This window comes from Paenibacillus xylanilyticus (assembly GCF_013359935.1).
GTDB lineage: Bacteria > Bacillota > Bacilli > Paenibacillales > Paenibacillaceae > Paenibacillus > Paenibacillus xylanilyticus.
This window is the reverse complement of the sequence record NZ_JABMCB010000202.1, coordinates 240,871-256,868: the sequence shown is the minus strand read 5'-3', so window position 1 is coordinate 256,868 and position 15,998 is coordinate 240,871. Positions and strand designations below refer to the sequence as shown.

The 15,998-nt window shown below is 44.4% G+C and carries 11 protein-coding genes; 8 read left to right on the top strand and 3 right to left on the bottom strand.

Going from position 1 to position 15,998, the window contains the following annotated elements; all coding sequences use genetic code 11:
• Positions 1 to 36: 36 nt before the first annotated feature.
• Positions 37 to 2,340 (bottom strand): helix-turn-helix domain-containing protein, encoded by a 2,304-nt coding sequence (locus HP552_RS27950; protein ID WP_175398639.1) that lies wholly within the window; start codon positions 2,338 to 2,340, stop codon positions 37 to 39.
• A 435-nt stretch (positions 2,341 to 2,775) separates the two neighbouring features.
• Between HP552_RS27950 and HP552_RS27945 the strand changes: the two genes are divergently transcribed.
• The 4 genes from HP552_RS27945 (at position 2,776) to HP552_RS27930 (ending at position 8,663) form a co-directional block, all read left to right on the top strand.
• Positions 2,776 to 5,106: a glycoside hydrolase family 95 protein gene (locus HP552_RS27945; RefSeq protein WP_175398638.1), complete on the top strand. Its 2,331-nt coding sequence runs from the start codon at positions 2,776 to 2,778 to the stop codon at positions 5,104 to 5,106.
• Positions 5,107 to 5,198: 92 nt separating this feature from the next.
• On the top strand, positions 5,199 to 6,146 hold the full coding sequence (locus HP552_RS27940; protein ID WP_175399137.1) for an ABC transporter permease: 948 nt from the start codon (positions 5,199 to 5,201) through the stop codon (positions 6,144 to 6,146).
• A gap of 14 nt (positions 6,147 to 6,160) precedes the next feature.
• Positions 6,161 to 7,039 (top strand): carbohydrate ABC transporter permease, encoded by an 879-nt coding sequence (locus HP552_RS27935; RefSeq protein WP_175398637.1) that lies wholly within the window; start codon positions 6,161 to 6,163, stop codon positions 7,037 to 7,039.
• A 34-nt stretch (positions 7,040 to 7,073) separates the two neighbouring features.
• The gene (locus tag HP552_RS27930) at positions 7,074 to 8,663 is read left to right on the top strand and encodes an extracellular solute-binding protein (protein WP_175398636.1); all 1,590 of its coding nucleotides are present in this window, start codon (positions 7,074 to 7,076) and stop codon (positions 8,661 to 8,663) included.
• Positions 8,664 to 8,748: 85 nt separating this feature from the next.
• Here HP552_RS27930 and HP552_RS27925 read toward each other — a convergent pair whose 3' ends face one another.
• Positions 8,749 to 10,305 carry a glycine betaine uptake BCCT transporter gene (locus tag HP552_RS27925; protein WP_175398635.1) on the bottom strand — a complete coding sequence of 519 codons (1,557 nt, stop codon included), beginning with the start codon at positions 10,303 to 10,305 and terminating at the stop codon, positions 8,749 to 8,751.
• A gap of 175 nt (positions 10,306 to 10,480) precedes the next feature.
• The gene (locus HP552_RS27920; protein ID WP_175398634.1) at positions 10,481 to 11,722 is read right to left on the bottom strand and encodes a cation:proton antiporter; all 1,242 of its coding nucleotides are present in this window, start codon (positions 11,720 to 11,722) and stop codon (positions 10,481 to 10,483) included.
• 434 nt (positions 11,723 to 12,156) lie between these two features.
• Between HP552_RS27920 and HP552_RS27915 the strand changes: the two genes are divergently transcribed.
• The 4 genes from HP552_RS27915 to HP552_RS27900 all read left to right on the top strand — a co-directional run bounded on the left by HP552_RS27915 (position 12,157) and on the right by HP552_RS27900 (position 15,534).
• The gene (locus HP552_RS27915) at positions 12,157 to 12,942 is read left to right on the top strand and encodes a glucose-1-dehydrogenase (protein WP_175398633.1); all 786 of its coding nucleotides are present in this window, start codon (positions 12,157 to 12,159) and stop codon (positions 12,940 to 12,942) included.
• A gap of 311 nt (positions 12,943 to 13,253) precedes the next feature.
• Positions 13,254 to 14,108, top strand: coding sequence for an ABC transporter ATP-binding protein (locus HP552_RS27910; RefSeq protein WP_175398632.1), 855 nt, complete (start codon positions 13,254 to 13,256; stop codon positions 14,106 to 14,108).
• A complete protein-coding gene (locus HP552_RS27905) occupies positions 14,105 to 14,809 on the top strand; it encodes a fluoroquinolone export ABC transporter permease subunit (protein ID WP_175398631.1) in 705 nt (234 codons plus the stop codon). The genes HP552_RS27910 and HP552_RS27905 overlap by 4 nt, the downstream gene beginning before the upstream one ends.
• Positions 14,806 to 15,534 carry an Rv2686c family ABC transporter permease subunit gene (locus tag HP552_RS27900; RefSeq protein ID WP_175398630.1) on the top strand — a complete coding sequence of 243 codons (729 nt, stop codon included), beginning with the start codon at positions 14,806 to 14,808 and terminating at the stop codon, positions 15,532 to 15,534. Before HP552_RS27905 ends, HP552_RS27900 begins: the two co-directional genes overlap by 4 nt.
• Positions 15,535 to 15,998 lie beyond the last annotated feature (464 nt).

The window sequence follows — 15,998 nt, the reverse complement described above, 5'->3', positions numbered from 1 at the left end:
AATGGGAGAAGCCTCTTTTTGGGTTATCTGCATACTTTAAGGTTTGCTTTGAGCAGTTGTGGTATCACTCTTCTTGAAATCAGGTGCCTGAGCGCGATTTCGATATTCTCCGGGAGTCATACCGTTTAGTTGTTTGAAGCGCCGGATGAAGCTTGACACGTTGTAATACCCCACTTCCTCTGCTACGGATGATAGCGGTTTCATAGTTGTCATCAGCAAATGCTGAGCTTTTTTCATACGTAATTCGGTCACGTATTCAAGTGGAGTTTGTCCAGTCTGTTCCTTAAACAATTGACTAAGATTGGGTAAAGCCATACCAAATGACTCAGACATTCCCTGAAGAGAAAATTCACATTGGTCAAAATGCCCCTCAATATATTGGGTGATCAAGTCGATGGATCGCGATGTTGGCTCTTTTGAGGGCGTTTCCTTATTTTGATTTTTAAATGCGACGGACAAATCCTGACTGATGGAATGAATCAATTTCTCGAATTCATCGATCGTTTCCAGGCGCTCCAGTACAAATATATCGGGATATTGGGCTGAATGTTGCTCGCTCATCCCCAGTCCAGTCCACATATCATTAACGGAACGAATAACATCGTAGCAGAGACTACGGGCTATGATTAAAGGTACCTGTTTTTGTCGGATAAAATCAGTAATGTTCGAGAGAGAACTTTGGATTTTATCCATCCTGCTTTTGCGTACAGCCCGCTGCAGGCTCTCCATCTCGGAGTGGGGGTAGGATTCCTGATGATTAAAGTTCATTGGTATTTCGTCATACCGAATGACCCGGTTAACACCTTGAATAAATCGATAATCCATGGCTGTCTGTGCTTCAAGGTAGGAACGGGGACTTTCCGAAACCAAGGTTCGGGTACCCACTCCAAGAGTGACCGTCCCGCCTAATAATGCACGCAATCGATCTTGGTATTGATCCCAACAGGCATGCGTGTCTTCAGTAAGAGAATCCTGAATGAGCAGGAGAAATACATAACGACCCGAGTCAAAATGCTCAATCCCAAAAATGGGATGGGGACCAGGATAGCTTCGTTCCATTTCCTGAATGGTATGATTATTCATGGAATGTACATACTCGGCAGTTTCGATGATGATAACCTGGGTTTGTGCCTCATCTGTCAGATCTACAAAGTTGGCATCATATTTAGCGATTTCCGAAAAGGATTCAATCTCTCCCTTTAACAGCGCGAAAACCATTTGTTTTTTGACAGCAGGGGAGTGATTTTTCACACGGTTATCGAGATCTTTATTTTGATTAGCCAGGCTGGTTAGCGTATAACGTACGGTTTCAAGTTCATTCAGTGATTTCATCTTGTGGGGGAATAGGCGATGACTTTCCTTACGCAACATATGGATTGGTCTATAATTGGAACGCATGCTTATATAAATGATCCCCCCTCCGACAATCAAAATCGCTATAATTCCGTAGGTCAGCCAGTTTTGGGCATGATTCACTTTATCCATTACGACATCAATCGGAAGCAAAGTTGCATATTTCCATCCAGACTGTTCGGATTGCATGAGAAAAAGATAGTAGTTGGTCCCCTCCAATGTGATTTCCTGATAAGGGGCGTGAGTACCTTCCGTTATGAGCTTCGAAAAGGCTAGACGGGTGGGGCTGCCTTCTTTTGCCACAGACGTAACGAGTTGATTGTTCTGGTCAAAGATCCACATGGATCCTTCAGCTTTTTCATAGGTGGACATTAACTGATGAATGGATTTCTCATTTATCAAATAGACTATGGTTCCATAGGGTTTAGCTTGATTTGGAAACATGGGTTGAATCATTCTCAGATAACGTTCATGCGATTTTTGATCATAACCTGGCGAGAGCAGGGAAGCTGTTCTGGATTCCTGTAAATCTGTAATCATGGTTGATGCAGACCAATCTTCAAATTGATAAATTTGTTTGGAGATCATTGGCAATGAATACACACCACTGCTTGTAAAAACAGCAGGGTCCGACTTGAAATATACCCAGATTTCGTGAATAAACGGGCTCATCCGTTGATAACGTTTTAATTCACGCGTAATTCCCCAAGCTTTATATCCCCATTGGTCTGAAATCCGGTAAGGGTACAGGCTGTTATCTTCAATCAGCATTTGCCTCGTTGTATCTTCGATTCTACTTAATTGCTCGTCCATGGATTCCCGCATGTTATCCAGCGTATTCAGATTGCCGGCGATCACTTCCTCCTCCAGTTGGTTCACAAAGAAACTATAGACCAGCACCGCAATCAGCGTGATGGGAATCAGAAGAAGGATGATGTAGGACAACAGGTATTTTATGAAGATTTTATAGGGATGGTTGTCGTTCATCTCGTTCAAGCCCCCTTGAAAGTGTATTGGTTCACCTGTTCAATTCTTTGCAAATTTTCGTGGCGAAGCTCGTAGCGGGCGAGCATGTTAGTGACAAGCAAGGTGATTAGCATTATTTTAGATGATTCTATTCCATACATCTACCTTTTTTTCCTTTTTCATTCAGACTGGTGATGGCAATAATGGTTGACAGGCAAATATTTCGGCTGTAATTAAACCAATTAGCTTGATTATAGAAACTTAAAAGCCTTATTTAGGCGATATCAAATAAGCTGCTTATAAATAAAGCACATAAATTTTGTGCATTGTAAGCCTTTTCAAGACTATGATAAGGTCGTTTTGCACTAAAGGTTTGAGCGGATTGAGCAGGGAAACCTGCTTCAATTCAATTTGCAAGTTTCCCTTTGCTAAATAAAAAAGAAAGAGGAGAAGCGAATGAAATTAAGATCTGAATCCATGATGTGGTATGATGCTCCTGCTCGTAACTGGGAGGAAGCGCTGCCCATTGGGAACGGACGGCTAGGTGGAATGGTCTTCGGAAACATCAAGCAGGAACAGATCCAGTTTAATGAAGACTCGATATGGTCTGGTGGACCAAGAAATCGGAATAATCCGGATGCCAAGGAACATCTGTCCCACATACGGCAGCTCTTGTTCGAAGGCAAGTTAAATGAGGCCCATGCACTCGTGGAGGCGGCTCTTTCCGGTACGCCCTGCAGCCAAAGGCACTATATGACAGCCGGTGACTTGATGATTCGCATGAATCATCCTGTAGACCAAGTGGAGTCCGCAGATTACAGGCGAGAACTGAATCTGGAGGAAGCGATCGTTTTAACGGAATATGTATATGAAGGCGTCAGGTTCCGCAGAGAAATATTTTGCAGCTACCCTGCGCAGGTCATGGTGATTCGGCTAGAAGCGGATCGTCCGGGGACTTTGAGCTTCACGGCAAGGTTTGAACGAAAAAAAGGTCGACATATGGAACTGTCCTATCGGAAAGGTGAAGATACCATCGTTATGTCCAATCCATGTGGAGGAGTTAACGAAGGGTCATATACGGCGGTGGTAAAAGCCGTTTCCTCTGGGGGAACAGTTCAGGCAATCGGGGAGCATTTGAATGTACAAGGAGCGAACCAAGTAACATTATTTCTGTCCGTTGCCTCCGGCTTCCGGCACGATAAACCGGAGCAGCAAGCGTGCGAATGGATTGAAAGAGCCGCTGCCCAATCCTATGAAAAGCTAAAAAATGAACATGTACTTGATTACCAGCAGTTGTTTAAACGGGTAAAGCTGGAGCTTGCGGACCTTTCAGGAACTGATCTTCATCTATTGCCTGTTTCGAAGCGGCTGGAGCTTGTACAAAAAGGGGCCGAAGATACCGGACTAAATACGCTATACTTCCACTTTGGTAGGTATTTACTTATTTCATCCAGCAGGCCTGGTGCTCTTCCGGCTAATTTGCAAGGGATCTGGAACGACTCCATGACGCCGCCGTGGGACAGCAAATACACGATTAACATCAATACCCAGATGAATTACTGGCCCGCTGAGACTTGTAACCTGGCAGAATGCCATGAGCCGTTGATCGAACTGGTCGAACGGATGAAGGTCAATGGGAAAGTGACGGCACAGATGATGTACGGTTGCAGAGGTTTCGTCGCTCACCACAATACGGATCTCTGGGCAGATACAGCTCCTCAGGATATTTATGCTGCAGCAACACAGTGGGTCATGGGCGGGGCTTGGCTTACGCTCCATCTTTGGGAGCATTACCAATTTTATCCGGATAAGGTTTACCTGGAACGAGCATATGACACAATGAGGGAAGCGGCTTTGTTTTTTGTGGACTTTCTCGTTAAAAGTCCTGAAGGCTATCTGGTTACCAATCCTTCTGTTTCACCAGAGAACCGATATAAGTTACCGAATGGAGAAGCAGGAACATTATGTTATGGGCCTACGATGGACACGCAAATTATAGAGGAATTATTCAGGGCATGCTTGGAAGCGAGTCAGGTGTTAAATGTTGATCAAGAGTTACGGGAGCAATGGGAAAAAATGATTAAACAATTACCACCAATGCAAATTGGCAAGCATGGACAGCTGCAAGAATGGCTTGTGGATTATGACGAAACAGATGCGGGTCACCGTCATATTTCACACTTGTTTGGGCTTCATCCTGGTTCCACCATCAGTCCGGACCTGACAGCAGAGCTGGCAGAAGGTGCGAAAACTACACTGATTCGACGACTGGAAAATGGAGGAGGGCATACGGGCTGGAGCAGAGCCTGGATTATTAATTTCTGGGCAAGGCTGCTGAATGGAGAGCAGGCGTATGAGCATACACAACAACTTCTTCGGCAATCAACCTTGCCCAATTTATTCGATAACCACCCCCCGTTCCAGATCGATGGTAATTTCGGTGGTATAGCGGGTATTGCGGAAATGCTGCTGCAAAGTCATTTGAATTACATTCGGTTTCTTCCAGCCCTTCCATCTGTATGGAAGGCGGGTAGTGTGACCGGCTTGCGGGCCAGAGGAGGATTCGTCATTGACATGACATGGGCTGACCAACAAATGAAGACAGCGTCAGTACGCTCTGAGATTGGAGGAAGTATCCGTTTATTTTCACAGCACCCGATCCATGTGACCACCATTGACGGTCTGCCGGTACCTACAGATCGAAAAGGGAATATTACCGAATTCAATACAACCGCAGGTACTGTATATTCATTGGTCCCTACAGGTAAGTATAAAAATCGCACATAATTATTGAATATTGTAACCGCTTTCTTAATGGTGGTATATTCGGCGTGCACCATCAAACACCACCCAAAGGAGGTGAGACTCTGAAGCTGGCTATGAGACAGATTAGAAAGGTACGGCATTCAGGGCTGAGCCAATACTTTAATATGCTGGGTAAGGACTTCCAGAAGCATAAGGTTGTTTATTTTCTGGGATTGTTCGGGATTAGTTACTACATCATTTTCAGCTATATACCGATGTATGGCGTGACCATCGCCTTCAAAAATTATTCACCGGTCAAGGGTATCTTGGGAAGCGAGTGGATCGGCTTTCAGAACTTTGTAGATTTCTTCCAAAGCTTTTATTTTTGGAGGTTACTCCGGAATACCCTGATCATCAGCATTTACGAGCTGCTCATTGCTTTTCCTGCGCCCATTATTTTAGCACTGTTGTTAAATGAGGTAAGGCACACCTTTTTCAAACGGTTGACACAGACGATCACGTATCTGCCGCACTTTGTTTCGATCGTTGTTATTAGCGGCATGATTGTAGACTTCTCAAGAAAAGCCGGACTGTTTAACATTATATTGAGCTGGTTTGGCGTAGAGGCGCAAAATTTATTGCTTGATCCATCCCTTTTTAGAACCATATTTGTGGGTTCGGGAATTTGGCAAGGTATCGGTTGGGGATCGATTATTTATCTGGCGGCATTATCGGCCATTGATACTCAGCTATACGATGCAGCCACAGTGGACGGTGCGAACCGGTGGAAGCAAATGTTGCATGTCACGTTACCCGGCATTATGCCAACGATCGTTATCCTGCTGATTCTACGAATTGGCGGCATCATGGATGTCGGTTTTGAGAAGGTAATCCTGCTGTATAATCCTCAAACCTACGAAACGGCAGATGTCATCTCCAGTTTTGTATATCGGCGTGGACTTCTTGAGGCTAACTACAGCTACAGCACTGCTGTCAGCTTGTTTAATTCCGTCATTAACTTCATTCTTCTGATTCTGGCAAACCGGATTAGCCGGAAAATCAATGATACGAGTCTATGGTAGAGGAGGCATCCGGCATGATAAGACGCAGCTTGGGAGATAAAATATTTGACACGTTAAACATTGTGTTTTTGACAGGGCTGATGATCATAACTCTTTATCCTTTTCTCTATGTGATCTTCGCATCGCTTAGTGTGCCGTCAGAATTGGTCAAACACTCCGGCATTCTGCTGTGGCCAAAGGGTTTCTATCCGGAAGCCTATAAATTAGTGCTCCAAAACCCGATGATTATCTCCGGATATAAAAACACTTTGTTTTACGTGGTGGTGGGTACCTCGCTGAACGTATTTTTTACGGCGTTGTTTGCTTTCGTTCTATCACGAAGAGAAATGTATTGGAAAAAGTATATGATGATGATGGTTGTCTTCACCATGTTTTTCAGCGGTGGTCTCATTCCCGGCTATATTTTGGTGAAAAACCTGGGGATGTTGGATACGCGTTGGGCTCTCATCATTCCTGGTTTGATTGCCACTTGGAATCTGATTATTATGAGAACGTCGTTTCAAGCTATTCCTGTTGAGCTTGAAGAGGCGGCTAAGATTGATGGTGCATCGGATTTCCGAATTTTTGCCCAGATCATCTTACCTCTATCGGTTCCAGTACTTGCTGTGATGGCACTTTTCTACGGAGTAGGTCATTGGAACTCATGGACTGGGGCGCTGATTTATCTGCGGGACAGAGAGCTGTTTCCGCTGCAGCTGGTGCTGCGGGAAATACTTATTGAGAACAGCACAACGGACACAACCAACCTGTCCACTACGACGGGGGATCCATTTCTGGGAGAAGTGGTCAAGTACGCTACTATAATCGTGGCCACTTTACCTATTCTAGTGCTGTATCCGTTTATCCAGAAATATTTCACGAAAGGTGTCATGATAGGGGCCCTGAAGGGCTAAGTACCTAATACTAGCTGAATAATGGGGGATGAGTATGAAGGTTATAAAGGTTGGAAAAATGTCCTTAAGCATCCTGATGGCAGCATCGTTAATAGCAGGTTGCGGTGATGACAAATCGGGTGATCAGGCAGGTGCAGCTGACGAAAACAACCAAGCGGTCAGCTTTCTCTGGAACGGTAAATTCAGCAGCAAAATCCCTGAACTTAAGGGCTACGGGGACGTGGAAGCCTACAAAGAGATTCAGAAGCGAACCGGGATAACGATTAATTTTCAGGAAAATGACACGAGCAATCTCTCCCAATTTAATATTATGCTGGCCTCAGGTACCTATCCCGACATTATTTATGTACCGAGCAACTACCCTGGGGGCGTAGCCAAGCTTATTGAAGACGGTGTAGCCATACCGTTGAACGATTTAATTGATAAATATGCGCCAAACTACAAGAAACTGCTGGATGAGAATCCTGAAATCAAAAAGCAGGTCATGCTGGATGACGGTACAATTGCTAAATTCCCACAGGTCAATCTCGATCTTAGACGCAACGCATGGGCGGGAACAATGATCCGTCAGGATTGGCTGGATCAGGTGGGGCTTCCGATGCCAAAGACCATTGATGAATGGTATACAGCACTAAAAGCTTTTAAAGAAAATGATATGAACGGAAACGGCGATAAGAATGACGAAATTCCGCTCGGCGATCAAAACCGAATGGGCAGCATTACATCATTCAGCACCGCATATGGTTTACTCGTCACCTTCCAGATGAATCCGCAGACTGGTAAAATCACCTACGGTCCCTATGAATCAGCATTCAAAGATTATCTTGAAATGATGAACAAATGGTACAAAGAAGGCCTGATTGATAGCGAGTTCGCGGCTACGGACAAAAAGGGCTTTGAAGCGAAGTTTTCAAATAATATTGTAGGCGCTTACGGTGGTACCATTTCCGGCATAAATACGTACAAAAACCAAATGCAGGCGGCCATTCCCGATTTTAAACTGGTAGGCGTGTCGCCTCCGGTAGGACCTGCAGGTCAATCGTTCAGTGCTGCAGAACAACTGGCTCAATATGTACCTCTCGAGGGAGCTGTTGTCAGCTCACAGGCCAAAGATCCAGAGAAGGTAATGAAGTTGCTTGATTTCATGATTAGTGAGGAAGGAAGCGACCTACAGAACTGGGGTCTGGAAGGGGAAAGCTATGTCATTGAGAATGGCAAGAAGAAATTCACGGATGCCATATGGAACGACCCGAATTATGAAGCGCGAGTGGCGGTTTCGCGTTATGCCTATCCGACGTCGGGGATGGTAAAGGTGATGAGTTATGATGCCTGGGCTTCGTTTGAGTTGGAGCATCCCGAAGCCAGGGAAGCCAATGAACGATGGTTCAATGCGGATCGCACACTGTTGCTGCCACCGCTCTTGTTCAGTGGAAGTGAAAGTCAGGAAATCAGCAGAATTATGAGTGAAGTGGATACTTACATGAAGGAAATGCTTTTGAAGTTCGTTATGGGTAACGAACCGCTGGAGAACTTCGACACATACAGAGATACTCTACAAAAAATGAATATTGAAAAAGCGATCGAAATTTATCAAGTAGCGTATGACCGCTACCAGCAAAGATAAAAGTCAAATACAACACTAGCCGGAAACAATTACTGCTTCCGGCTGGTGTTATTCATGAAAGGGAGGAAGCTAACGGGTAGAGCGTTTACCTACCGGGAATTCCATTCTGCGAGTTTTCATGTTCCTCCAGCAATCGTTTCAGCTTTTGGCGCTGCCATTTTTCTTTCTGGCGGCGCTCTCTGTCCTCAGCCTGCAGAGCCTTGAGTAGGGAGACACACATACCGATAAGGACAACAGCGAACGGTAGTGCGGCAACAATGGAGGCCGTCTGGAGGCCGTTCAACCCCCCACTTATCAGCAGTACTACCGCGATGGCGGACTGCATGATTCCCCAGGTTAATTTCACTCTTGTACTCGGGTCCAGCTTGCCATCTGAAGACAGCATGCCCAACACAAAGGTAGCAGAATCAGCCGACGTAATAAAGAAGGTCATGATCAGAAGTGTAGCGATGAATGCTATGATCGTGCCCAAAGGCAGTTGCTCCAGTGTAAGGAATAAAGCGGTTGTCGTATCTTCTTTGACGGCTTCCGCCAGATGGGCGGCATTGAACAATTCCAGGTGAAGTCCTGTTCCACCGAAGACGGAGAACCAGATAAATCCGAACAGGCTTGGAATAACCATGACGTAAATTACAAATTCCTTTATGGTTCTTCCTCTGGATACCCTTGCGATAAAAGTGCCGACAAAGGGAGCCCACGCGATCCACCATGCCCAGTAAAATAACGTCCATGCTCCAATCCAGGTTTCTCTTGAGAAAGGCGTCAGTCTCAAACTCATGTTAATAATATTCTGCATGTAACTGCCCAAGGTTGTCGTAAATGTGTCAAATATAAAAGAAGTCGGTCCAGTCACCAATACAAACACCATCAATAGCACAGCTATTATGAGGTTGGTGTTGCTCAGAATTTTAATACCTTTATCCAGACCGGTGGTTGCCGAGATCAAAAACAGCACGGTTACAATTGAGATAATGACAATCTGGGACATCGTCGAGTTGGGAATACCGAATAAGTAATTCAGACCCCCACCGATCTGAAGCGCACCCAGTCCAAGCGAGGTCGCAACACCGAAGATGGTGGCAAGGACCGCCAGAATATCAATGACCTTGCCAAGCCAGCCTGCCGCAAGACGCTCACCTATCAGCGGAATAAAGGTGGAACTGATCAGCCCTTTGTAGCCTTTCCGGAACTGGAAGTAAGCAAGCGATAAACCGATGACGGTATAGATAGCCCAAGGATGCAGCCCCCAGTGGAAAAAGGAATAACGCATTGCAAGTCTTGCTGCTTGCGTTGTTTCGGGTACCGCCCCCTCCGGTGCAGATAAATAGTGGGACAGTGGTTCAGCCACTCCCCAGAAAACCAGTCCAATGCCCATACCAGCGCTAAACAGCATGGACAGCCAGGAAATCGTAGAATATTCCGGTTCATCATCGTCATCTCCCAGCCTGATACCGCCAAATCGGCTGAACGCCAGATAAAAGGCGAAGATCAGGAAGAACAGTGTCGCTAACAAATAAAACCAGCCAAAATTCTGAATGGAGAAGTTGTAGGCAACGTTAGCCACATTCGCCAGCTGATCAGGAGCGACGGCTCCCCATATTGCAAACAGTGCAACGATGATAATTGTGATTGTAAATACCATGAAGAGACCTCCGTTATGTAAGCTTCAGCCAACTGTTTCTTAGTATGTGCTAGTCCAGCTTGTAATATTTCGAAAAGCCAGCTGTTGATAAAATAAAACAAACCGACGTGTAATGAAACACCCGTCGGTTTGTTTTGATCTTGCCAGAATAATATATATTGCCTATAATCACTTGTTAATCTGAGGATTTTGAATTGAGAAGTTGTTTGCCGAGCCCCAATTTCTTAAGTAGCGGTTTGATCGTGAGTCCTTGTACGAGAAGAGAGAAGAGTACGACACTGAAGGTTAGTACAAGTATATCGTCACGGCCTTCAAAGGTCGTGGGCAAGCTTAATGCCAGAGCGATGGACAAACTGCCCTTTAGTCCGCCCCAATTCAAAATCACTTTCCAGGAAGAAGGAAAGGATTTCAGGAAAATCATACTGATGTAAACGGCAAATGATCTTCCGATCAGAACAATAAGAACCGAGGCACCAATAAGAGCCCATTTGTCAGTGAAGTAGATGTGCTTAATTTCAAGACCGATCATCAGGAAAATCAAAGAGTTTGCAACTAAAGTAATAACGTCCCAAAACGAATTGATGTTCATCTTTGTCGTATCAGACATGCCAATATGTGCACCGTAGCTGCCGAAAATTATACCCCCAACGACTACGGCAATGACACCCGAGACGTGAAAATGTTCAGCGATAAAATAACTTCCGAAAAACAGGAGCATGGAGAAGGCGATTTCGAGTGGGTAGTCGTCATAAAAGCGAATTAATTGCGAGAAGAGGAATCCCAGAACAGCCCCAACTGCAATTCCGCCCAAACTAAACTTTAGGAAGAGCAATACACCGCTTCCGATCCCTATCCACCCCATTTCAATATAGGTGAGTAAATATACGGAAGAGATTTTAAACAAGACAACGGCAATCCCATCATTAAACAAAGATTCCCCTTCAATAATGGTTACGATGTTCTTGGGAACGCCAAGGGATTTGAAGATGGATATCACACTGATCGGATCTGTGGCGCTCATAAGTGCGGCAAAAGTAAATGCAACAACTAACGGTAATCCCATCAATCCGTACATCGCCAAAGCGATGAGAAGGAATGACAGCAACGTCCCACCGAACGCCAAAGCGAGCACCGGCTTGCTTTGTTTACGAAGATGTGAGAACGGAAGCTTTAAGGTTGCGTCTCCAAGAAGGATAGGTAGGAACAAGGAGATGATGATCGCCTGAAATACATTCGATTGCGTTATGAACGTTTCGGCTTCTTCCAATACAGGCACATGGATTAATCCCAGGAGCAAACCGACCAGAACGAGAGCAATCGAATAAGGCTGATTAACTTTTTTGGCTATGGCGATAACCCCTATCGATATGGCGAGTAAAATTAACAATTGAACAAAAATCTCATTAAAATGATGCATAAGGCAACCCTCCATCAAATGATAACTTCATCACTCATCGTTCCGAAAGCCCGCTCAACTCCAAATCGAGAGCCATTCGATTATAGTAAGAGGACCCGTGTGTATAAAAATGAATTTATTCATACGTCCATTATTAACCGGAATATGTATCGATATGCTCAGCAAATCTACTGTAGATGAAGAACGGTGTTAAATGCCCGTAAACGAACGCACGAAACCAATTCAAAAACAATACAAGCTTGAAGAACACCATTCAACATCCTGCTGCATCTGCATACTCGCTCCGAAAAATAAACATATTAGTTAGAACTAATGGATAATTTCCCTTTTGCTCCCGCTGAATGGATCAGTGGATCAGATCATGTTCATGGCAGAAAGGAATGGTTAATGTAACTTAGAACATATCAGTCAATGGATACAGGAGGTTAGCAGGGATGTATCAGGATCTTCAAGGACAGACAGTTGTCATTACTGGTGCTGCCACCGGCCTGGGAGAGGCGATGGCACGACGTTTTGGTCAGGAAAAAGCAAACGTTGTGATTAATTACTACAGTAACAATCAGAATGTACAGCCCATCATTGAAGAAATCAAATTACAAGGTGGACAGGCCATTGGGGTACAGGGTGATGTCTCCAAAGAAGAGGACGTAAAGAAGCTCGTTCAGGCGGCGCATAAGCACTTTGGCTCCCTGGATATTATGATCAACAATGCTGGGATAGAGAATGAGGTTCCGTCAGAAAAGCTGAGTTTGGCTGACTGGAAGCGGGTCATTGATGTAAATCTAACCGGAGCATTTCTCGGTTGCAGAGAGGCCGTGGAATATATGCTTGAGCATCATATCAAAGGCCGCATCATTAATATTTCCAGTGTGCATGAAGTGATTCCGTGGCCGCATTTTCTTCATTACGCTGCGAGCAAGGGTGGGGTCAAGATGATGACCGAGACGCTGGCTCTGGAGTTTGCCCCAAAGGGAATCCGTGTAAATAGCATCGCCCCAGGTGCGATCAATACCCCCATTAACGCAGTCAAATTTGCCAATCCCGTGCTGCGAGCATCGGTTGAGGATTTGGTACCGCTCGGATACATCGGTAAGCCTGAAGAAATTGCGGCGGCGGCCGTTTGGCTCTCTTCATCGGAATCCAGCTATGTCACAGGGATTACACTATTCGCAGATGGAGGGATGACAAAGTATCCTTCTTTTCAAGGCGGACGTGGGTAATAGACAGTAGGAATACATGATTCACTAAGCCATCTAAAATGATTGTAGCCAAAATTATCTAAACGTGTTAAATTTACATGAATACTTAAATGGATGAATTGAAAATGGTTGTAAATGGAGGAGCCTGCACACAGCGGGCTCCTTTTGTCTTTTTTTGTCTTTATACTGACGTTAATTCAAGAGGAGATGATGTGTTTATATGAAGGACTGATCAAATGAACATCTTCATATTCTAGTTGTGGATCTATCGGCCTTTGGAGTGTTGAGAAGCACATTGAACCAGTGTTGAAAGACGGGGAGGAGGATTGGGTGTGATTGATGTACGGAACCTTAAATTTACGTATCCGGGACAGACAGAGCCTGCGATTCATCGTATGGATTTCCATATTCCAAAGGGAGAGATTTTTGGTTTTCTTGGTCCATCAGGAGCTGGAAAAAGTACAACGCAAAAAATACTGATAGGTGTTCTTAAGGGGTATCAAGGCAATGTTAAGGTAATGGATAAAGAGATCAAGGATATCGGACCTGACTACTATGAACGAATTGGAGTCGCCTTTGAATTTCCAAACTTTTACTCCAAGTTTTCTGTGTTGGAGAACTTAAAACTATTCCGGTCACTTTATGCTGGGCGAACAGAGGACCCGAAAGGGTTATTGGAGCAAGTGGGTTTGGATCAAGCAGCTAATTTGAGGGTGTCTCAACTTTCAAAAGGGATGAAAATGCGTTTGAATTTTTGCCGTGCACTTTTGAATGATCCTGATATTCTCTTCCTGGATGAACCGACCTCAGGTTTGGATCCGGTTAATGCCAAACAAATGAAGGATCTCATTCTGGAGAAAAAAGAAGAAGGTAAAACGGTTCTAATAACAACACACAACATGCAAGCCGCAGAGGAGATATGCGATCGTGTAGCTTTTATCGTGGATGGACAAATCAAACTGATCGATTCCCCTCGGGAACTTAAACTTCGTAAGGGTCAAAAAAGAGTCAGGGTTGAATATCGTCAAGAAGGGGAATTAATTAGCGCAGCTTTTCCCCAGCAGGGATTAGGGGATAATGAATTATTTTTAAGTCTTATACGAAATTATTCAATTGAGACGATTCATTCCCAGGAGGCTTCACTGGAGCAAATATTCATTGAAGTTACAGGGAGAGAGCTCGCATGAGATTCATTTCTGCCTTTGCCTTTGATATCAGATTCCAGAGGCGCCATGGATTTTATATTGTGTATGCCTTTGTGTGTGCCTGTTATTGGACATTGCTGAATTTTGTCCCTGATAAGTACTTGGAAAAGACCGTCATTCTGTTAACTTTCAGCGATCCGAGTGCACTTGGATTGATATTAGCTGGAGGAATCGTGCTTCTAGAGCGAGATCAGGGCGTTCACGATCCCCTTTTTGTTACCCCTATTCGTATTCGTGATTATTTATTCGCAAAAGTAGCTTCGTTATCTGTGTTATCTCTGATCGCGGCGTGGGTGATTCATACAACATCAATTGGAGTTCCGGAATCCCCTTTTTTGTTTTCAGCGGGTGTGGTGTTAACTTCGAGTCTTATGACGTTATTATCGATCGGGGTTGTCGTTCGGTACCAGACGATTAACGGTTTTATCCTGATGTCTCAAGTCTATGCGTTGCCATTATTACTTCCTTTGCTTGCTTTTTTTGATGTATGGAATACTAGACCATTCCATATTCTTCCAACTGAGGGTACATTACTTCTTTTAAAATCAGCATTCTCTCCCTTGTCAACTGAAGAGATTCTTTACGCCTTTTTTATTTTGATCGTTTGGAATTATGCGATCTATAGCTGGGCTAAACTTTCTTATAAGAAGTATGTTTTAGGGGAAAGGGGAGCTGGAAAGTGAATCGATACCGAGTACTTTTAATGAACGATATTCGTTCCGCAGGAACGGATCCGGTATTACTGGTTGGCTTTTTGGGCCCGGTGATCTTGATCTTACTCACTCGGTTTGGATTTCCGGTGGCAGCTCAATGGCTGCAGGTAAGTTACTCTTTCGATTTAACCGAGTTCAGAGACTTTACTGCAGTTCTCCTGATTGTAACGATCCCCATGCTATTAGGTATGATGACTGGATTATTAATGTTGGATGAACGAGATGAAAACCTCATCTCCTATTTTGCAGTAACCCCGCTCATGAAAAGAGGTTATCTGTCTTACAGATTAACTTTGCCTTCAATCTTAAGTGCCGTGCTAACCGTGATGTTTATAATATGCTCAGGACTAATCGAGTTTCATGCGGAGATTTTGCTTATGCTATTGTTATTGGCCATAGAAGCGCCATGGTTTGCACTACTGGTGGCGGCTTTCTCTGCTAACAAAGTAGAGGGATTAGCTTTATACAAGATTGGTGCGCTTTTATTTATCGCTGGTCCTATTGTTATTTTTTTTGTGCCAGATCCATGGCAATGGCTAGGCATGTGGATTCCCACCTACTGGCCAGCAATGGTTTTTATAACAGGAATATCGGGTGAATCACTCACTGCATTGACTTATTTTAGTGTAGGATTTATTTTTCATATTACTATACTGATGATGATGATCCGGGTATTTGTTAAAAGAGCAGACTAGATATATTCCACGAAAAATGGAGGGATGTACATACGAAGTCGAATCGCCACTTGCTGCCCGGATTACTTTTCCTGCTAGTTAATGCGGGGTACTGGAGCAGCAAGGAGATCGAGGACCTTAGTGTATATGTTGGACTTGGAATTGACCTGGAGAATGAATCTCCGTTTTAAAAAAAGTGTGAGCATAAATTCTCAGGGGCAGGTGTCTACAGTAGGAAGACCAATCGGTGGATCGGTAGTTTGACTCAAATCCATATGGAGGGGCTACCCTGGATTCAAGGCAGGGCACATGGAGGTGTAATTAAACATATCGGGAAAAATCGGAGAGTACCGTGACGTATGAGATCAAACACACCAAAAGTAAAATCATCCCTAGGATTAAAGGAAGTGATCTAAGAGCCAACAGATTAGAAAAGTAAAACAAAGGCACCTTGTTGCGTGCCCTTGCTTTAACTTGAAGAGGCC